Here is a 20036-nt window from a genome sequence, read left to right on the forward strand (position 1 = left end):
AACGAAAAAAGCGACCCTAAGGTCGCTTTCTCGTTTTGCTTCGAAGCGTTCAAGGGCTTCGAGGCGAAGATGGCGCAGCGGACGGGACTCGAACCCGCGACCCCCGGCGTGACAGGCCGGTATTCTAACCGACTGAACTACCGCTGCGTATCGCTCGGGCTTTCGCCCGGTTGAAACTGTGATCTACCCTTGCGGCAAACAAAGCCTCAGGGCGGACACAAAAAAAGCGACACGAAGATCGCTCTTTTTGCTGCTTCGAAGCGTTCAAGGGGCTTCGAAACGAAGATGGCGCAGCGGACGGGACTCGAACCCGCGACCCCCGGCGTGACAGGCCGGTATTCTAACCGACTGAACTACCGCTGCGTATCGTTCAGGCTTGCGCCTGATTGAAACTGGGATCAGCCTGAGGCAATGTTGCCTTTTGGCTTCAGACCGGTGCAAAGCACCCATCTGTTACTGAAGAATGGCGCAGCGGACGGGACTCGAACCCGCGACCCCCGGCGTGACAGGCCGGTATTCTAACCGACTGAACTACCGCTGCGCATAGTGGCTTATCAGGCCTTGTTCCTCTCTGGCCATCTGCCTCTTTCGAAGCATCGTGCACCAGGAACGCTCAGGAAGTGGTGGGTGATGACGGGATCGAACCGCCGACCCTCTGCTTGTAAGGCAGATGCTCTCCCGGCTGAGCTAATCACCCTTGCGATGTTGCTTGTTGCGTTTGCTTCGCTGAGGCCGCGAAATTTACGCAGGTGCCGATGCTAAGTCAATAGCCCCGTTGAATTTTTTTTGAAAAGGGTGGGAGAGCAGTTGCAAGCTTCAAGCTGCAAGCCGCAAGAAAAAGCCAGGTGGCGCTGGCCCGATTTCCAAGCCCGGCAAATGACGAAGGGACCTCACGGCCCCCTCTTGCAGCTTGCAGCTCAGCTATAGATCATCTTGCGCGTCATGCCGCCATCGACCACGAACTCCTGGCCAGTGACGAAAGCTGCCTGGCGCGACAACAGCCAAGCAACCATGGCCGCCACGTCTTCCACCGTCCCTACCCTGCCCGTCGGATGCTGGGCATGGTCGGCATCGCTCAACGGCTCGGCACGGCGTTGCGCAGGGTCGCGCGTATCGATCCAGCCCGGGCTCACGGCATTGACGCGGATCTCCGGGCCCAGGCTCATGGCCAGGGCATGGGTCAACGCCACCAGGCCGCCCTTGCTTGCTGCATAGGCCTCGGTATCCGGCTCGGACTGCCGGGCACGGGTCGAGGCCAGATTGACGATCGCACCATTGTGCGCTCGCAAGTAAGGCGCACAGTGCTTGGCCAACAGCATCGGGCCGCTGAGGTTGACCGCCAGCACACGGTTCCATTGCGCCAGGCTCAGGCTCTCCAGGGTCTGGTTATGCGGGTTGGCGATGGCCGCGTTGCACACCAGCGCGTCCAGCCGCCCGAACTGCCCCAACACCTCGGAAACCCCGGCACTGACCTGGGCTTCGTCGGCTACATCCATGGTGATGAACCAGGCGTTTTCACCCAGGGCCTTGGCAACCTTGGCGCCGCGAGGGCGGTCCAGGTCGCTCAGCACCACCTGCCAACCCTCGCAGATCAACCAGGCAGCAATGCCCAGGCCGATGCCGCGTGCGGCACCGGTTACCAGGGCTACCCGGCCGTTATGGCCCGGCCCGCCGCCCTTCCAGTCGATCACAGCGCTGCCAGCCCACGCGCAAGGTCGGCTTGCAGGTCAGCCACGTCTTCCAGGCCGACGGCAACGCGGATCAGGCTGTCGCGAATACCCGCAGCCTCACGCTCCTGCGGCGTCAGGCGGCCGTGGGAGGTGGTGGCCGGGTGCGCGATAGTGGTCTTGCTGTCACCCAGGTTGGTGGTGATCGAGATCACCCGCGTGGCATCGATGAAGCGCCAGGCGCCTTCCTTGCCACCCTTGACCTCGAAACTCACCACCGCACCAAAGCCGCTCATCTGGCGCTTGGCCAGTTCGTGCTGCGGATGGCTTGGCAAGCCGGCGTAATGCACCTTCTCGATACCCTCCTGCTGCTCCAGCCACTCGGCCAGTTGCTGAGCGCTCTGGCAGTGCGCACGCATGCGCAGCTTGAGGGTTTCCAGGCCTTTGGTGAAGATCCAGGCGTTGAACGGGCTGAGGGTCGGGCCGGCGGTGCGCAAAAAGCCCACCACTTCTTTCATCTGCTCGCTGCGCCCGGCCACAACACCGCCCATGCAACGGCCCTGGCCGTCGATGAACTTGGTAGCGGAATGGAACACGATGTCCGCGCCAAGCTTGAGCGGCTGCTGCAGCGCCGGGGTGCTGAAGCAGTTGTCCACCACCAGCATGGCACCACGGGCATGGGCAATCTCGGCCAGCGCGGCAATGTCCACCAGTTCGGCCAGCGGGTTGGAAGGCGACTCGAGGATCAGCAGCTTGGTATTGGCCTTGATGGCCTTGTCCCAACCCGCCAGATCGACCAGCGGCACGTAATCCACTTGTACGCCGAAACGCTTGAAGTACTTCTCGAACAGGCTGATCGTCGAGCCGAACACGCTCTGCGACACCAGCACATGGTCGCCGGCGCTGCACAACGACATCACCACGGCGAGGATCGCCGCCATGCCGGTAGAGGTGGCCACGGCCTGCTCGGCACCTTCCATTGCCGCCAGGCGCTCCTCGAAGGCACGCACGGTCGGGTTGGTGTAGCGCGAGTAGACGTTGCCCGGGGTTTCACCGGCAAAGCGCGCGGCCGCATCGGCGGCCGTGCGGAAGACATAGCTGGAGGTCAGGAACAGCGCTTCGCTGTGCTCCGCCTCCGGTGTACGGTTCTGACCGGCACGCACCGCCAGGGTGTCGAAGCCGACACCCTCGAGGTCACTGTCCAGTCGCCCGGCATCCCATTGATCCGTCATGCCGTCGCTCTCCAAATCAGTTGTTGTAGAGGTCGATGATCGCGCTGACCGCCTGGTTCTTCACCTTGGCCAGGTCATTGCGAGCCTGCTCGATGCGGTCGAGGTAGGCCTCGTCGATGTCGCCGGTGACGTACTCACCGTTGAACACCGCGCAATCGAAGTGCTCGATCTTGATCTTGCCGCCACCGACCGATTCGATCAGGTCCGGCAGGTCCTGGTAGACCAGCCAGTCGGCGCCGATCAACTCGGCCACCTGATCGGTGGTGCGGTTGTGGGCGATCAGTTCGTGAGCGCTCGGCATGTCGATGCCGTAGACGTTGGGGTAACGCACTGCAGGGGCCGCGGAACAGAAGTAGACGTTTTTCGCGCCGGCTTCGCGAGCCATCTGGATGATCTGCTTGCAGGTGGTGCCGCGTACGATCGAGTCGTCGACCAGCATCACGTTCTTGCCGCGGAATTCCAGCTCGATGGCGTTGAGCTTCTGGCGCACCGATTTCTTGCGTGCAGCCTGGCCGGGCATGATGAAGGTACGGCCAATGTAGCGGTTTTTCACGAAGCCTTCGCGGAACTTGACGCCCAGGTGGTTGGCCAGCTCCAGGGCGGCGGTGCGGCTGGTGTCAGGGATCGGGATGACCACATCGATGTCGTGGTCCGGGCGCTCGCGCTGGATCTTCTCGGCCAGCTTCTCGCCCATGCGCAAGCGCGCCTTGTATACCGAAACGCCATCCATGATCGAGTCCGGACGGGCCAGGTAGACGTGCTCGAAGATGCACGGTTGCAGTTTCGGGCTTTGAGCGCACTGTTTGGTGTACAGCTGGCCTTCTTCGGTGATGTACACCGCTTCGCCCGGCGCCAGGTCGCGGATCAGGGTGAAGCCGAGCACGTCCAGGGCAACGCTTTCCGAGGCGATCATGTATTCAACGCCTTCGTCGGTATGACGCTGGCCGAACACCACCGGGCGAATGCCGTTGGGGTCACGGAAGCCGACAATGCCATAGCCGGTGACCATCGCCACCACGGCGTAACCGCCGACGCAGCGGCTGTGCACGTGGGAAACGGCGGCGAACACGTCTTCTTCGGTGGGCTGCAGCTTGCCACGCACCGCCAGTTCATGGGCGAACACGTTCAGCAGCACTTCCGAGTCGGAGTTGGTGTTGACGTGGCGCAGGTCGGACTCGTAGATCTCCTTGGCCAACTGCTCGACGTTGGTCAGGTTGCCGTTGTGCGCCAGGGTGATGCCGTACGGCGAGTTGACATAGAACGGCTGGGCTTCGGCCGAGGTCGAACTGCCCGCAGTCGGGTAACGGACGTGGCCGATACCCATATGGCCTACCAGGCGCTGCATGTGGCGCTGCTGGAAGACATCGCGCACCAGGCCATTATCCTTGCGCAGGAACAACCGGCCGTCGTGGCTGGTCACGATACCTGCAGCGTCCTGGCCGCGGTGCTGGAGGACCGTAAGCGCGTCATACAGCGCCTGATTGACGTTCGACTTACCGACGATACCGACGATGCCACACATGCGACGCAACCCCTACTTTGATGAAACTTGAGTGAATAGCGCTCAAGGCTTTGCAGGCCCGAGCAACTGTTCCTTGAACGGGAGATCAGCCGGAGTGCTGATCACCCCACTGGACATCCACTGGCTGGTGAAACCCAGGATCAGGTTCTTCGACCAGTCAGCGACCAATAGAAATTGTGGTATCAGGCGAGATTCCTGCCACCAGGTATCCTGTTGCACCGGCCCCAGGCTGAGCAGGCCGATGGCGACCACCACCAGCAAGGCTCCGCGCGCCGCGCCGAAGGCCATGCCGAGAAAACGATCGGTACCGGACAGCCCGGTCACGCGGATCAGCTCACCGACCAGGAAATTGACCATCGCGCCCACCAGCAGGGTGGCGACGAAAAGAATGGCGCAGCCAGCGATGATGCGCATCGATGGGGTCTGGATGTAGCTTTCAAGATACACCGAGAGCGACCCACCGAACATCCAGGCGACTGCACCGGCAATGATCCAGATGAGCAGGGACAAGGCTTCCTTGACGAAGCCGCGCTTGAGACTGATCAGTGTGGAAACGGCGATGATCGCGATGATCGCCCAATCAACCCAGGTAAATGCCACGGTGCTGCCTGCAGACGTTTGAGGCGGCGCATTTTACCAGAGCAAAGGGCCGGGAGTAAGCGGAATGTCAGGCCGATTGGCCAGCCCGCAGATGGGCTGCAGGGCAGCCCCCTGGAATCAACCGCGTTCTGGCTGGAAACGGATCACAAAGCCCTTCAGCTTCTGCTGCCGATTGATTGCATCACGCAGGCGCTCAGCCTCGGCACGCTCGATCAGCGGCCCCACATACACCCGATTCATGCCACCGGCCGAACGAATGTAGGCATTGTAACCCTGGCTGCGCAGGGTTTTCTGCAGGTTCTCGGCTCCGGCGCGATTGGACAGGCTGGCCAGCTGGATCGACCAGCTCACCGGCAAGCCGTTGACGTCGATTTTCGACGGTGCGGTAGCGCTTGCTGCTGGCGCAGGCGTAGCGGCCGGCTGCACCTGGGCCTTGGACGCCGGGGCAGGCGCCTGAGGCTTGGGCTGAATTTGAGCCTGGGTTTGCGGCGACGGCGTGATCGGCTGGCTCGGCGTGGCCACCGGGGCCGAGGACTCATTGACCACCACAGGTGCCTGCTGCGGCTCTTGCGGCAGCGGTTGCGGCTCGGGCACTGCAACCGGCTCTACCTTGACTTCAGGCAAGCTCGGCATCGCTGGAGCCTGCGGGGCCTCGACGCGCACCTGGCGCATTTCGTCCTCGCGGGTGAACAGCATCGGCAAGAAAATCACCGCCAGCGCCACCAGCACCAACGCACCCACCATGCGCTGTTTCATCCCTTTATCCAGCACTGCCATCTACTCACCCCTCCAGGGCCTGCTGCCCCAGCCATTCCAGGGCCTCGGCAACACAGAAAAACGAACCGAACAGCAGGATCTGGTCATCCGCCGTCGCCTGAGCGCATTGCCCATCAAGAGCGGCGCCGACGCTGGCATAAGACTTCACCGACGCGCCGAGGTTCGTCAAGGCGCCGACGAGTTCGGCGGCCGGACGGCTGCGCGGTGACTGCAAAGGCGCCACCGCCCAGTCGTCGACCAGGCCCTGCAACGGCGCCAGGACGCCTGCCAGGTCCTTGTCCGCCAGCAGGCCGAAGACTGCCAGGCGCCGGCCCTTGAGCGGTCGCGCTGACAGGCGACGCGCCAGGTATTCTGCTGCATGGGGGTTATGCCCCACATCCAGCAACAGCTCCACGCGCTTGCCTTGCCAACTGAACGTGCGACGGTCCAGCCGCCCGGTGATACGGGTATCGAGCAGCGCCTGACGAATTTGCCCGGCATCCCAAGGCAGCCCCATCAGCAGGTAAGCCTGCAGGGCCAGGGTGGCGTTCTCCATCGGCAGGTCGAGCAGCGGCAGGCCTGACAGCTCCACCACCGCGCCGTCTGCTGCTGTCCCGCGCCAGTGCCAGGTACTATCGGCACTGGTCAGATCGAAGTCACGCCCCCGCAGGAACAACGGCGCCGCCAGTTCACGCGCCTTGTCCAACAATGGCCGAGGGGGATCCAGGTCACCGCACAATGCCGGCTTGCCCGGGCGGAAGATGCCAGCCTTCTCGAAGGCTACCAACTCGCGGGTATCGCCCAGGTAATCGACATGGTCGACGCCGATACTGGTCACCAGGGCCAGGTCGGCATCGACGACGTTCACGGTATCCAGACGACCACCCAGGCCTACTTCAAGCACCACGGCATCCAGCCCGGACTGGTAGAACAGCCAGAATGCCGCCAGGGTGCCCATCTCGAAATAGGTAAGGGAAATCTCGCCTCGCGCCGCCTCGACGGCCGCAAAGGCTTCGCACAGGCGCTCATCACTGGCCTCCTGGCCATCGATCAGCACCCGTTCGTTGTAACGCAACAGGTGTGGCGAGCTGTACACGCCAACCTTGAGCCCCTGGGCACGCAGCATCGACGCCACGAAGGCACAGGTCGAGCCTTTGCCGTTGGTGCCGGTGACGGTCACCACACGGGGCGCCAGCTTGCCCAGGGCCAATCGTGCAAGCACCTTTTGCGAACGCTCCAGCCCCATGTCGATGGCCGAGGGGTGCAACTGCTCGAGGTAGGCGAGCCATTCGCCCAGGGTTCTGTCTTTCATCAGGCGACCGCAGCGGCCTCGCGTGCCTGCTCGGGAGTTTCCTGGCCGGTCATCTGCGCCAGCAGACGCGCCAGGCGTGGACGCAGCTCGCCACGGGAGATGATCAGGTCGATGGCGCCGTGCTCCAGCAGGAACTCGCTGCGCTGGAAGCCCTCAGGCAGCTTTTCGCGCACGGTCTGCTCGATCACGCGCGGGCCGGCAAAGCCGATCAGCGCCTTCGGCTCACCGACGATGACATCGCCGAGCATCGCCAGACTGGCGGAAACACCGCCGTAGACCGGATCGGTCAATACGGAGATGAACGGAATGCCCTCTTCGCGCAGGCGGGCCAGCACGGCCGAGGTCTTGGCCATCTGCATCAGCGAGATCAGCGCTTCCTGCATGCGCGCACCACCGGAGGCCGAGAAGCAGATCATCGGGCAGCGGTTTTCCAGGGCATGGTTGGCGGCGCGGACAAAACGCTCACCGACGACGGCGCCCATGGAACCACCCATAAAGGAAAATTCGAAGGCACTGACCACGATCGGCATGCCCATCAGGGTACCGCTCATGGAGATCAGGGCGTCCTTCTCGCCGGTCTGCTTCTGGGCACCGACCAGGCGGTCCTTGTACTTTTTGCCATCGCGGAATTTCAGGCGGTCGACCGGCTCCAGCTCGGCACCCAGCTCGGCACGGCCTTCAGCATCGAGGAAGATGTCGATGCGCTGGCGTGCGCCAATACGCATGTGGTGGTTGCACTTGGGGCAGACATCCAGGGTCTTTTCCAGCTCCGGACGATACAGCACGGCCTCACAGGCTGGGCACTTGTGCCACAGGCCTTCTGGCACCGAGCTCTTCTTCACCTCGGAACGCATGATCGAAGGGATCAGTTTGTCGACTAACCAGTTGCTCATGCTTTATTTCTCCAGTATTGGCGGGCGGGGACCAGTCTGGCCGGCCATGCCCTGCCCTTTGAGCTCAAATTCTTCTGTCAAACGATGACGAGCCGGCCACAGGGGCTGCCTGCGTACCGCACCGTCTTCAACGTATTCTTTGGCCAACCGGCATGCCGGCAGCCGCCCCGCAGGGCTGCGATAGCTATGGACGATGGCGCGCAGCCAGCCGTCACATCTGGCATCACGCCTGTTTCACCGCGCGCATGAACGCTTCGATCTTCGCCGCGTCCTTTATGCCCTTGGCCTGCTCCACACCACCACTGACATCCACCGCATACGGCCGCACCTGGGCGATGGCCTGGCCGACATTGCCGGCCGACAAGCCTCCGGCGAGAATGATCGGCTTGCTCAGCCGTGAAGGCACCAGCGACCAGTCGAACGCTTCGCCAGTACCACCGGGTACGCCGGCAACATAGGTGTCGAGCAGGATGCCACGCGCACCGGCATAGTGCCGGCAGGCAGCCTCCAGGTCATCACCCGGGCGCACTCGCAGCGCTTTGATCCAGGGGCGGTGGTAGCCTTCGCAGTCAGCCGGGGTTTCGTCGCCGTGGAACTGTAGCAGGTCCAGCGGCACAGCCTCGAGGATCTCGTTGAGTTCGCAGCGCGAGGCGTTGACGAACAGGCCGACCGTAGTCACGAAGGGTGGCAACTCGGCCATGATCGCCCGCGCCTGGCGCACGTCGACGGCGCGCGGGCTTTTGGCATAGAAAACGAAGCCGATGGCATCGGCCCCCGCCTCGGCTGCCGCCAGCGCGTCTTCTATGCGGGTAATCCCGCAGATCTTGCTGCGAACATTGCTCATGGACTGCAAACCCTGAGAAAACACTGAAAGGCCCGATGGTAGCAAAAGCGTTTTCGCCCGTCAGTCGGCCAACGCCTCGTAGCCGGTCAGAAAGTGTGGGCCAATGTAACGCTGTGGCAGCTGGAATTCCTCCGGGTACTCTACCTGCACCAGGTACAGGCCGTACGGATGGGCCGTCACACCGCCTTCGCGCCGGTTGCGCCCTTCCAGCACTTCACGGGCCCAGCCCGCAGGGCGCTCACCTGCACCAATGGTCATCAGCACGCCGGCAATGTTGCGCACCATATGGTGCAGGAAAGCGGTGGCCCGCACATCCAGCACGATCATCTGCCCGTGACGGGTGACCCGCAGGTGATGGATATGCTTGATCGGCGACTTGGCCTGGCACTGGCTGGCGCGAAAGGCACTGAAATCATGGGTACCCAGCAGGAACTGCGCAGCATCGGCCATGCGTTCTACATCAAGCGGCCGGTGATTCCAGGTCACTTCCTCGGCCAAGTGTGCCGGGCGGATCGGGTCGTTGTAGATGACATAACGGTAGCGCCGGGCGGTGGCCTTGAAGCGCGCATGGAAATCCGCAGGCATCGGCCGCGACCAGACCACACTGATGTCATGGGGCAGGTTGAAGTTGCTGCCCAGGGTCCAGGCGCGTTCGTCGCGATTGGCGCGGGTATCGAAATGCACGATCTGCCCACACCCATGCACACCGGCGTCGGTACGCCCGGCGCAGACCACCGTGATGGGCTCGTTGGCCACTTTCGACAGGGCTTGCTCCAGTGCCTGCTGGACACTGGGCACACCGCTGGCCTGGCGTTGCCAGCCGCGGTAGCGCGAACCCTTGTATTCCACGCCCAGGGCAATGCGGGTGAAGCCTTCGGCGGCCGATTCGGTGGCAGCGGTGTCGATGATGTCCAAGAGCGTGAAACCTGTGGGGTAATACGAAGTGCCGGGGATTATAACGACAACGGCAGCCTTGTTGGGCTGCCGTTGGTTTTACGCTGCAGGTGAGGCCTTCAGACCAGCCGGGACAGCATGTCTTCGGCTTCCTGACGTTGGGTGTCGTCGCCATCCTTGACCACTTCATCGAGGATGTCGCGCGCACCCTGATGGTCGCCCATGTCGATATAGGCACGTGCCAGATCGAGCTTGGTGGCCACTTCGTCGCTGCCGGAGAAGAAATCGAAGTCCAGGTCGTCCAAAGGTTCCGGCTCCTGGGCAGCATCGGCAGCGGTGAAGTGCGGCGCCAGCGACGGCGACTCGAGATTCTGCGAGAGCTTGTCCAGTTCGGCGTTGACGTCGCTCAGCTCCGAAGCAAAGCTCTTGGCAGCCGGTGACTGGTCATCCAGCGACAGCGACAGGTCGAAGTCTTCCGGCAGCTCCAGCTCGGAAATCGGGTCGAACTCAGGGATGGAATCGAAAGCCGCCAGTTCGGCAGCAACGTCGACCGGCTCTTCCTCGACCGGTTCGGCAACGCTCGGCTCACCCATGTCCAGGTCGAAGTCCGCCAGATCATCGACGCTCTGCGGTTCGGCCTGAGCCTGCGCCAGCAAGGCTTCGAAGTCGGCATCGGCATCTGCTTCCTGCACGGCAGGATCAGCGGCGGCGAGCGGCTCGTCATTTACCTGCAGATCCGTCAAGGCCGCTTCATCGAGCATCGGCGGTTCAAGGTCGCTCAGGGGCAGATCGTCACCCAGGTCAAGGTCGAAGGCACTGTCCAGACCATTGTCATCAAGGGCAGGCGCTTGAGCATCGGCCTCGGCTTGCGGCTCAGGTTCAGGTTCAGGTTCAGGTTCAGGCTCGGCATCGACCTCTGCAGGCGGCTGCGGCTCATCCTGCAACAGATCCTGCACATACTGCTCATCCAGTTCGGCAGCCAGCGCCGCAGCCCCCAGCCCCGCTGCGGCGATGCCGAGCATGGCCGGGTAATGCTCCTTGAGCTGACTGACCTGCGCGATATTTTCTTCGCTGCCCGGCAGCTTGCGCTCCTGCTCCACGAATGCGCTGTGGTCACCCTGGCGCGCATAAACCTCCATCAGCTTCAACCGCAGGCCATCATGCTCCGGTTGCGCAGCGACGGCCGTCTCCAACAGGTCGGCCGCATGGTTCAGACGGCCGCTGGCCAGGCTCTGCTCGACCTCAGCCAACAGCTCGGCATTCGGGTCCTGTGCCGGTGATGGCGCGGCAACGGGGGCTGGGGCTACGGGTTTTTCCGCCGCAACGGCTGCAGCAGCCGAAGCCGCTACCACCGCCGGCGACAGGGTTACGCCAGGCGCCGACACTTCCAGCTCATCGAAGCTGCTCGAAGGCAGGTCGAGGTCGGGGTTACGCTCGCCCTCCTCGGCCAGTGCCCGCGCCATACGCAGGTGCTTTTCGGCCTCCTGCTGGGCTTTGCGTCGGCGCGCGAGCAGCAACAGCAGCAACAGCAGCACGAGGAATGCGGAACCTGCGATCAGGCCCAGCACCAACGGATTCCCCAGCATCTCATCCAGCGCGCCCGGCTGCTGGGCGGCTGGGGCATCCTCGCCAGCCGGGGCAGAGCCAGGCGCGGTGTCGACGGCAGCCGGCGCCGGTGCCACGACGGGCTCGGCGGGCGGTACCTGGGCGTTGCCTGCAGGCTGCGCCGGGGCCGATTCACCAGGCAAGGCGGCGGCCGATGCCGGCTCCCCGGCAGCACCCTGTGCCTCCAGGCGTGCCAGCTGGTCGTTCTTGAGCTGAATCAGGCGCTGCAGCTTGTCCAGCTGGCTCTGCAGGTCGCTCATCCGGCTCTTGAGTTCTTCATTGTCACGACGGCTGGTGTCCAGGCTCTCCTGGGCCACGGCCAGCTTGTCGTTGAGCGCCTTGGCATCGCCAGCGCCAGGCTGGTTGCCTGGGCTGACCAGGCGCAGGTTGTCGCCCTGGGCGATACGTTCCGGCGCCGCATCGGCAGCGCCGCGACGGGTGGCGTCCAACTGCCTGGCGCGGGGGCCGAGGCGCCGGCCCTCACGCCAGGCGGCGTACTGTTCGGCCACTTCGCGATTGGCCTCGGCCTGGGGGATGCTCTGGACCTGCTGACGATCGGGCAGGCGCAACACCTGGCCAACCTTCAACTGGTTGATATTGTTGCCGATAAAGGCATCCGGGTTCAGCGCCTGAATGGCGATCATGGTCTGCTGCACCGAGCCACCACTTTGGGTATTGCGCGCAGCAATCTGCCAAAGGGTATCGCGGCGTTTGGTGGTGTAGCTGCCGGCGCTGCTGGTTGCCGGGGTGACATTGGCCGCAGCAGGCTGCTCGCCCTGGGCCTTGGCCTGGTCGAGCAGCACACTGTAGTCACGCAGCAGGCGGCCCTGGGGCCACATCACCTGGACCAGAAATTTGACCACCGAGCCCGGCAGCGGCTGGCTGGAGGTTACCCGCAGCACGCTCTTGCCATTGGGGTTGATCACCGGGGTAAAGCTCAGGTCCTCAAGGTAGCCCGGATACTCCACCCCGGCCTTGCTGAACTCTTCCGGCGGCGCCAGGCTTGGTGCCACTTCGGCAGCGGTGAGGTCGCGCACATCGAGCAATTCGATCTCGGCGTCCAGCGGCTGGTTCTGCGCCGACTTGAGCGTCAGCTCACCCAACCCCAGGGCATTCGCCATGCCAGATGACAGCGCCGACGCTGCCGCCATGGCCAGAACCAGTTTGCGAATTCGAAGCATGACCTCATCCCTTGTATGAATCGTCCCGAAACCGCATGCGGTGCGGGACAAAAGTGCTCGCCAGTATCTTTTACGCTATGTGTTTAATCAACAATTGCGCCACCTGCACGGCGTTGAGCGCAGCGCCCTTGCGCAGGTTGTCGGTGGTCAGCCACAGGTTGAGCTGCTGGTCTTCGTCAACACCATGGCGTACACGACCAACATAGACCACGTCTTGCCCTACTGCGTCCCCTACCGGGGTCGGATAATCATCCCGCTCGACCAGCTCGACACTGTCGGCACCCTCCAGCGCGGCATTGACCGCAACAAGATCCACCGGATTACGGCTCTGTACCGCCACACTGAAGCTATCGCCAAAAAACACCGGGACTTGAACGCAGGTCACGGAAATCTTCAGTTCCGGCTGCCCCAACAGCACCGGCAGCTCATCAACCAGGCGGCGTTCGAGCGCGGTGTGGCCCTGTTCGTCTGCCGCACCGACCTGGGCCAGCAGGTTGAACGCCACCTGGCGATCGAAGAAACGCGGCTCCAGCGGGCGGGCGTTGAGCAATTCGGCGGTCTGCCGGGCCAGTTCGTTGACAGCCTCCCGGCCCTGGGCAGACACCGCGAGTGCGGCCATGACCTGCACACGCTCGATCTCCAACAGCCCCTTCAGTGGCGCCAGCGCGACGGCCAAGGCCACGGCTGCGGCACTGGGGCTGGCGATGCACGCCGGCAGCGCCAGGCTGGCGATGCGCTCGGCGTTGGCCTCAGGCACGACCGCCAGGGCGTCATCCAGGCCGCCAGACAGGTCAATGACCGTGCAGCCGGCCTTACGGGCCTTGCTGGCAAAGCTACGGCTGACGGCCGGGCTGGCGGCGAAGAAGGCCAGTTTGACCTGGGTGAAATCGAAACTGTCGACCTCACGCACTTTGACCTTCTTGCCGGCGAACATCACGCTGCTGCCCGCCGACTCCATGCTGGCCAGCAGGTGCAGCGTGCCGACCGGAAAGTGCAATTCTTCGAGAATCTGTACCAAGGTTTCACCGACGCTACCGGTGGCGCCGACGACGGCGATGTCCAGGGGTTGGGTCATGGAGAGGATCCTTTTGCTGTAACGGCGGGGGGGCGGCACTTTACTCGGATTGTACCGTTTTGTCTGTGCTGGCCCTGTGGGGCGCACCATAAAAAAACCCGCGCTGTCACCAGCGCGGGTTTTCTGTTCAACGCAGAACGATCAACGCTCGAGCAGAATCCGCAGCATGCGGCGCAGCGGCTCGGCAGCACCCCACAGCAGCTGATCGCCGACGGTGAACGCGCCCAGATACTGCGAGCCCATGTTCAGCTTGCGCAAACGGCCCACCGGAATGTTCAGGGTACCGGTGACGTTGGTCGGGGTCAGCTCCTGCATGCTGATCTCGCGCTGGTTCGGCACCAGCTTCACCCACGGGTTGTGCTGGCTGATCATGCCTTCGATATCGGCCAGCGGCACGTCCTTGTTCAGCTTGATGGTCAGTGCCTGGCTGTGGCAGCGCATGGCGCCGATGCGCACGCAGATGCCATCGACCGGGATCGGGCTCTTGAAGCGGCCGAGGATCTTGTTGGTTTCGGCCTGGGCCTTCCACTCTTCACGGCTCTGGCCGTTCGGCAGCTCCTTGTCGATCCATGGGATCAGGCTGCCCGCCAGGGGCACGCCGAAGTTCTCGGCCGGGTAGGCCTCGCTGCGCATGGCCTCGGCCACCTTGCGGTCGATGTCGAGGATGGCGCTGGCCGGGTTGGCCAGGTCATCGGCAACTGCCGCGTGGGTAGCACCCATCTGCTTGATCAGCTCACGCATGTTCTGCGCACCGGCACCGGACGCCGCCTGGTAGGTCATGGCGCTCATCCACTCGACCAGGCCCGCTTCGAACAGGCCGCCAAGGCCCATCAGCATCAGGCTGACGGTGCAGTTGCCGCCGATGTAGTTCTTGGTGCCGGCATCGAGCTGCTGGTCGATCACCTTGCGGTTGACCGGGTCGAGCACGATCACCGCATCGTCCTGCATGCGCAGCGACGAGGCAGCATCGATCCAGTACCCCTGCCAGCCGGCTTCACGCAGCTTGGGGAAGACCTCGTTGGTGTAGTCGCCGCCCTGACAGGTCAGGATCACGTCGAGGGTCTTGAGTTCTTCAATCGAATAAGCGTCCTTGAGCGGAGCAATATCCTTGCCCACGTTCGGGCCCTGGCCACCGACATTGGAGGTAGTGAAGAACACCGGCTCGATAAGGTCGAAATCCTGCTCCTCCAGCATCCGCTGCATGAGCACGGAACCGACCATGCCGCGCCAACCGATCAGACCTACACGTTTCATCGCAACTACACCTTTGCTAAAAGTGGGCCGCCACCGACCAAAAACGGTGGCGGGCCAGAGAGATTACAGATTCCGCAGCGCTGCGACTACTGCGTCGCCCATTTCCTGCGTACCTACCTTGCTGCAACCGGCCGACCAGATGTCACCGGTACGCAGGCCCTGGTCCAGGACCTGGCTTACCGCCTGCTCGATGGCCTCGGCTGCGGCCTGCTGGTTGAAGCTGTAACGCAGCATCATCGACACCGACAGAATGGTCGCCAGCGGGTTGGCAATGCCTTGGCCGGCGATGTCCGGCGCCGAGCCGTGGCAAGGCTCGTACATGCCCTTGTTGTTGGCATCGAGCGACGCCGAAGGCAGCATGCCGATCGAACCGGTCAGCATGGAAGCTTCATCCGACAGGATGTCACCGAACATGTTGTCGGTCACCATCACGTCGAACTGCTTGGGCGCGCGCACCAGTTGCATGGCGGCGTTGTCTACATACATGTGGCTCAGTTCTACGTCCGGGTAGTCCTTGGCCACGTCCTCGACCACTTCACGCCACAGTTGGCTGGAGGCCAGGACGTTGGCCTTGTCCACCGAGCACAGCTTCTTGCCACGCACGCGGGCCATGTCGAAGCCGACGCGGGCGATACGGCGCACTTCGCTCTCGCTGTACGGGAGGGTGTCGTAGGCCTGACGCTCGCCGCCTTCGAGTTCACGCTGGCCACGCGGGGCACCAAAGTAGATGCCGCCGGTCAGCTCACGGACGATGAGGATGTCCAGGCCCGAGACGATTTCCGGCTTGAGCGACGAGGCATCGGCCAGTTGCGGGTAGAGGATGGCCGGGCGCAGGTTGGCGAACAGGCCCAGCTGCGAGCGGATTTTCAGCAGGCCGCGCTCAGGGCGGATGTCCCGCTCGATCTTGTCCCACTTCGGCCCGCCCACAGCGCCCAACAGAACGGCATCGGCCTGGCGCGCACGTTCCAGGGTCTCGTCGGCCAGCGGCACGCCGTGCTTGTCGATGGCAGCACCGCCGATCACGTCGTGCTCGAGGCTCAAGCCGAGCTGGAACTTGTCGCTGGCCAGCGCCAGCACCTTGACCGCCTCGGCCATGATTTCCGGACCAATGCCATCACCTGGGAGAATCAGAATCTGCTTGCTCATGCTTTCCTCTATCCATTCAAGCGGTGCGGCCAGCCCGGCCGCACCGTAAAAAACTCAGCGCTCTGCCCACAACACGATCACGTCGGTGCTGAACGAGCCGTCTGCCTCAATCTGGTAATACTGCCGCACTTCCTCGCCCATGGCTTGCTGCAACTGGCGTATGGCCACGCGCAGCGGCTCGGGCGTGCGCATGCGCTCGACCCACGAGGCCCACTCCAGGCGCAGGCGCTGACGGGTGTGGCTGCGGGCATGCAGGCCAGCTTCGCTGACCTGGCGCTGCCACTGGGCGGCAGAATAATCGCGTACGTGGCTGGTGTCGCGCAGCACTTCAACCGTTTGCAAATAGGTATCGAGCAACGGGCTGCCCGGCGACATCACGTCAATGAAGGCTGCCACCCCGCCCGGCTTCAACACCCGACGCACTTCGCGCAACGCCACACCCAGGTCGCTCCAGTGGTGCGCCGAGTAGCGGCTGAAGACGTAATCGAACGAGGCATCGGCGAACGGCAGACATTCTGCGGCACCATGCTCGGTGGTGATATTGCCCAGGCCGCGCTCGGCGGCGGCGCTGGCAACCACGTCAAGCATCGACTGCGACAGGTCGTAGGCGACCACCTCTGCCACCAGAGGCGCTACGTGGAAGCTGACATGACCGGCACCACAACCCAGGTCCAGCACGCGAGCCGCACCCTGCCCCGCCAGCTCGGCTTGCAGCAGGGCGAACTCACTGCCCTGGGCGTGCACGGCGCTGCTGAGGTAGGCACTGGCCTGTTCGCCGAACTGGCGTTGGACCACATCGGTGTGGGTGGTGCTGGTCATGGGCGCATTCCTTTTGATTTTGGGTTGTCTCTACGGCCGCTATCGCCGGCAAGCCGGCTCCCACCGCGACTGCACAGTGCGGGGTCGATGTGGAAGCCGGCTTGCCGGCGATGAGGCCAGCAAACCCGATTACATCATTCAGGCATCACGGAACAGCCAAGGCTGTGCGGTGCGGTGTTTGCCTTCAAACGCCTTGATCGCCTCGCCGTCCTGCAAGGTCAGGCCGATATCGTCCAGGCCATTGAGCAGGCAGTGCTTGCGGAACGCGTCGATCTCAAAGTGCAGCACCTTGCCATCCGGACGGGTCACCGCCTGTGCCTGCAGGTCGATGGTCAACTGGTAGCCAGGGTTGGCTTCGACCTGCTTGAACAGCTCGTCGACTTCCTCATCGCTCAGAATGATCGGCAACAAGCCGTTCTTGAAGCTGTTGTTGAAGAAGATGTCGGCGAAGCTCGGCGCGATCACGCTGCGGAAGCCGTATTCGTCCAGCGCCCAAGGGGCGTGCTCACGGCTCGAACCGCAGCCGAAGTTCTCGCGCGCCAGCAACACACTGGCACCCTGGTAGCGCTCGTGGTTGAGCACGAACTCTTTGTTCAGCGGGCGCTTGCTGTTGTCCTGGTAAGGCTGGCCGACGTCCAGGTAACGCCACTCGTCGAACAGGTTGGGGCCGAAGCCGGTACGCTTGATCGACTTGAGGAACTGCTTGGGAATGATCTGATCGGTGTCGACGTTGGCACGGTCCAACGGCGCGACGAGGCCGGTGTGCTGGGTAAAGGCTTTCATGCTGCGCTCCCTTGGATCAACTCGCGAACATCGATGAAGTGGCCAGTCACCGCCGCAGCGGCAGCCATGGCCGGGCTGACCAGATGGGTACGGCCACCGGCGCCCTGACGGCCTTCGAAGTTGCGGTTGGACGTGGACGCGCAATGCTCGCCGCTTTCCAGGCGGTCCGGGTTCATCGCCAGGCACATCGAGCAGCCTGGCTCACGCCATTCGAAACCAGCCTCGAGGAAGATCTTGTCCAGGCCTTCACGCTCGGCCTGGGCCTTGACCAGGCCCGAACCCGGCACGACGATGGCCTGCTTGACGGTGGCAGCGACCTTGCGGCCTTTGGCGATTTCGGCTGCGGCGCGCAGGTCTTCGATCCGCGAGTTAGTGCAGGAGCCAATGAACACGCGGTCCAGTTGGATATCGGTGATCGCCTGGTTGGCGCTCAGGCCCATGTACTTGAGGGCGCGCTCGATCGAGCCACGCTTGACCAGATCGGCTTCGGCGGCAGGGTCCGGCACACGCTGGTCGACGGCCAGGACCATCTCGGGCGACGTGCCCCAGCTGACCTGCGGCTTGATTTGCGCTGCATCGAGCTCGACCACGGTGTCGAATACCGCATCGTCATCGGATACCAGGTCTTTCCACGCCTCGACCGCACGCTCCCACTGCTCGCCTTTGGGCGCATAAGGGCGGCCTTCGACGTAGGCAATGGTGGTGGCATCGGTCGCAACCAGGCCAACCCGTGCACCGGCCTCGATCGACATGTTGCAAATGGTCATGCGGCCTTCCATGGACAGGGCGCGGATGGCGCTGCCAGCAAATTCCATGGCGTGGCCGTTGCCACCGGCGGTACCGATCTTGCCGATCACGGCAAGCACGATGTCCTTGGCCGTCACGCCGGCAGGCAATGTGCCCTCGACGCGCACCAGCATGTTCTTCATCTTTTTGGCGACCAGGCACTGGGTGGCGAGCACATGCTCGACCTCGGAGGTGCCGATACCATGGGCCAAGGCTCCGAAGGCGCCGTGGGTGGAAGTGTGCGAGTCGCCACAGACCACGGTCATGCCGGGCAAGGTGGCGCCCTGCTCGGGGCTGATGACATGGACGATGCCCTGGCGCACGTCATTCATCTTGAATTCGACGATGCCGTATTCGTCACAGTTCTCATCGAGGGTCTGCACCTGCAGGCGCGACACCTGGTCGACGATGGCCTCGATCCCGCCCTTGCGTTCCGGGGTGGTCGGCACGTTGTGGTCCGGGGTGGCGATGTTGGCATCGATGCGCCACGGCTTGCGGTTGGCCAGGCGCAGGCCTTCAAAGGCCTGGGGCGAGGTCACTTCGTGAATGATATGGCGGTCGATGTAGATCAAGGACGAGCCGTCATCACGGCGCTTGACCTCATGGGCTTCCCAGAGTTTGTCGTAGAGCGTTTTGCCAGCCATCAGACTGTTCCTCATCAGCGTCTTTCTATGCCAAAGACCCCTTGGCTTGTACGGACGATGCTATGGCGATAGATTGAATAACTCAAATTCATAATTTTCATGCTTTACATAACCATCAGGAATCCGAACCATGGACCTGGCCAACCTCAGCGCCTTCATTGCCATTGCCGAGACCGGCAGCTTTTCCGGTGCCGGCGAACGCCTGCACCTGACCCAACCGGCCATCAGCAAGCGCATTGCCGGGCTGGAGCAACAGCTGGACGTGCGCCTGTTCGATCGCCTGGGTCGCGAGGTGACCCTGACCGAAGCCGGCCGCGCCCTGCTGCCGCGTGCCTATCAGATCCTCAACGTCCTCGATGATACCCGACGTGCGCTGACCAACCTGACCGGGCAGGTGAGTGGTCGCCTGACCCTCGCCACCAGCCATCACATTGGCCTGCACCGCCTGCCCCCGCTGCTGCGGGCATTCACTCGCCAGTACCCGGCCGTTGCGCTGGATATCCAGTTCCTCGATTCAGAGGCGGCCTATGACGAGGTTCTGCATGGCCGCGCCGAGATAGCGGTCATCACCTTGGCACCCGAGCCCCATCACCTGATCAAGGCCATGCCCGTCTGGGACGACGCGCTGGATTTCGTCGCCGCCCCCGAGCACCCGCTGGCCAGCAATACCCAGGTCAGCCTGGCTGACGTTGCCCGCCATCCGGCGGTATTCCCCGGCGGCAATACCTTCACCCACCACATCGTCCAGCGCCTGTTCGAAAGCCAGGGCCTGGCCCCGAACATCGCCATGAGCACCAACTACCTGGAAACCATCAAGATGATGGTCTCGATCGGCCTGGCCTGGAGCGTGCTACCGCGCACCATGCTCGACGAGCAGGTTGCACCCATCGCTTTGCCCGGCATACAGCTGTCACGCCAGCTAGGCTACATACTGCATACCGAGCGAACGCTATCGAACGCCGCCCGGGCCTTCATGGCCCTGCTCGACAGTCACGCAGGGGCCGCCTGACCGTTCGTCAGCCC

17 protein-coding genes and 4 tRNA genes are annotated in these 20036 nt (G+C 63.3%); 1 reads left to right on the forward strand and 20 read right to left on the reverse strand.

Annotated features, from left to right (window positions below; genetic code table 11):
- Window positions 1-70 precede the first annotated feature (70 nt).
- From ACEWE8_RS11425 to leuC, 20 genes are all read right to left on the reverse strand, one after another.
- Window positions 71-147, reverse strand: a tRNA-Asp gene (locus tag ACEWE8_RS11425).
- A 139-nt stretch (window positions 148-286) separates the two neighbouring features.
- Window positions 287-363: transfer RNA gene (locus ACEWE8_RS11430), tRNA-Asp, on the reverse strand.
- A gap of 101 nt (window positions 364-464) precedes the next feature.
- Window positions 465-541 (reverse strand) — tRNA-Asp (locus ACEWE8_RS11435).
- An 80-nt stretch (window positions 542-621) separates the two neighbouring features.
- A tRNA-Val gene (locus ACEWE8_RS11440) sits at window positions 622-697 on the reverse strand.
- A 220-nt stretch (window positions 698-917) separates the two neighbouring features.
- Window positions 918-1691 carry an SDR family oxidoreductase gene (locus ACEWE8_RS11445; protein ID WP_046786527.1) on the reverse strand — a complete coding sequence of 258 codons (774 nt, stop codon included), beginning with the start codon at window positions 1689-1691 and terminating at the stop codon, window positions 918-920.
- Window positions 1688-2899 (reverse strand): O-succinylhomoserine sulfhydrylase, encoded by a 1212-nt coding sequence (locus tag ACEWE8_RS11450; RefSeq protein WP_039603172.1) that lies wholly within the window; start codon window positions 2897-2899, stop codon window positions 1688-1690. The genes ACEWE8_RS11445 and ACEWE8_RS11450 overlap by 4 nt, the downstream gene beginning before the upstream one ends.
- A 16-nt stretch (window positions 2900-2915) precedes the next feature.
- Entirely contained in the window at window positions 2916-4421 is a 1506-nt protein-coding gene (gene purF, locus ACEWE8_RS11455) for an amidophosphoribosyltransferase (protein WP_046786528.1), read from the reverse strand.
- A gap of 42 nt (window positions 4422-4463) precedes the next feature.
- Window positions 4464-5021, reverse strand: coding sequence for a CvpA family protein (locus ACEWE8_RS11460; RefSeq protein WP_012313468.1), 558 nt, complete (start codon window positions 5019-5021; stop codon window positions 4464-4466).
- Between the two features lie 117 nt (window positions 5022-5138).
- On the reverse strand, window positions 5139-5798 hold the full coding sequence (locus ACEWE8_RS11465; protein WP_046786529.1) for an SPOR domain-containing protein: 660 nt from the start codon (window positions 5796-5798) through the stop codon (window positions 5139-5141).
- 4 nt (window positions 5799-5802) lie between these two features.
- On the reverse strand, window positions 5803-7089 hold the full coding sequence (folC, locus tag ACEWE8_RS11470) for a bifunctional tetrahydrofolate synthase/dihydrofolate synthase (protein WP_046786530.1): 1287 nt from the start codon (window positions 7087-7089) through the stop codon (window positions 5803-5805).
- Window positions 7089-7982: an acetyl-CoA carboxylase, carboxyltransferase subunit beta gene (accD, locus tag ACEWE8_RS11475; protein WP_012313465.1), complete on the reverse strand. Its 894-nt coding sequence runs from the start codon at window positions 7980-7982 to the stop codon at window positions 7089-7091. Before accD ends, folC begins: the two co-directional genes overlap by 1 nt.
- A 223-nt stretch (window positions 7983-8205) precedes the next feature.
- Window positions 8206-8826 (reverse strand): phosphoribosylanthranilate isomerase, encoded by a 621-nt coding sequence (locus ACEWE8_RS11480; RefSeq protein ID WP_012313464.1) that lies wholly within the window; start codon window positions 8824-8826, stop codon window positions 8206-8208.
- A 60-nt stretch (window positions 8827-8886) separates the two neighbouring features.
- A complete protein-coding gene (truA, locus tag ACEWE8_RS11485) occupies window positions 8887-9741 on the reverse strand; it encodes a tRNA pseudouridine(38-40) synthase TruA (protein WP_046786531.1) in 855 nt (284 codons plus the stop codon).
- Between the two features lie 98 nt (window positions 9742-9839).
- A complete protein-coding gene (locus tag ACEWE8_RS11490) occupies window positions 9840-12506 on the reverse strand; it encodes a FimV/HubP family polar landmark protein (RefSeq protein ID WP_046786532.1) in 2667 nt (888 codons plus the stop codon).
- Window positions 12507-12576: 70 nt separating this feature from the next.
- Window positions 12577-13581, reverse strand: coding sequence for an aspartate-semialdehyde dehydrogenase (locus ACEWE8_RS11495; protein ID WP_046786533.1), 1005 nt, complete (start codon window positions 13579-13581; stop codon window positions 12577-12579).
- A 141-nt stretch (window positions 13582-13722) separates the two neighbouring features.
- Window positions 13723-14835, reverse strand: a complete 1113-nt coding sequence (gene asd / locus ACEWE8_RS11500; protein ID WP_046786534.1) for an aspartate-semialdehyde dehydrogenase — start codon at window positions 14833-14835, stop codon at window positions 13723-13725.
- Window positions 14836-14898: 63 nt separating this feature from the next.
- Entirely contained in the window at window positions 14899-15981 is a 1083-nt protein-coding gene (gene leuB, locus ACEWE8_RS11505; RefSeq protein WP_046786535.1) for a 3-isopropylmalate dehydrogenase, read from the reverse strand.
- A 54-nt stretch (window positions 15982-16035) separates the two neighbouring features.
- Complete coding sequence (locus tag ACEWE8_RS11510) at window positions 16036-16800, reverse strand: class I SAM-dependent methyltransferase (RefSeq protein ID WP_046786536.1); 765 nt, start codon at window positions 16798-16800, stop codon at window positions 16036-16038.
- A gap of 138 nt (window positions 16801-16938) precedes the next feature.
- Window positions 16939-17583: a 3-isopropylmalate dehydratase small subunit gene (gene leuD / locus ACEWE8_RS11515; RefSeq protein ID WP_046786537.1), complete on the reverse strand. Its 645-nt coding sequence runs from the start codon at window positions 17581-17583 to the stop codon at window positions 16939-16941.
- On the reverse strand, window positions 17580-19013 hold the full coding sequence (gene leuC / locus ACEWE8_RS11520) for a 3-isopropylmalate dehydratase large subunit (protein WP_046786538.1): 1434 nt from the start codon (window positions 19011-19013) through the stop codon (window positions 17580-17582). The genes leuD and leuC overlap by 4 nt, the downstream gene beginning before the upstream one ends.
- A 130-nt stretch (window positions 19014-19143) precedes the next feature.
- On the opposite strand from leuC, the gene ACEWE8_RS11525 reads away from it, so the two are divergent.
- Entirely contained in the window at window positions 19144-20022 is an 879-nt protein-coding gene (locus tag ACEWE8_RS11525) for a LysR family transcriptional regulator (protein ID WP_046786539.1), read from the forward strand.
- The last annotated feature ends 14 nt before the right edge of the window (window positions 20023-20036 follow it).

The sequence above is a fragment of the Pseudomonas sp. TR47 genome (genome assembly GCF_044143025.1).
Taxonomy (GTDB): domain Bacteria; phylum Pseudomonadota; class Gammaproteobacteria; order Pseudomonadales; family Pseudomonadaceae; genus Aquipseudomonas; species Aquipseudomonas putida_E.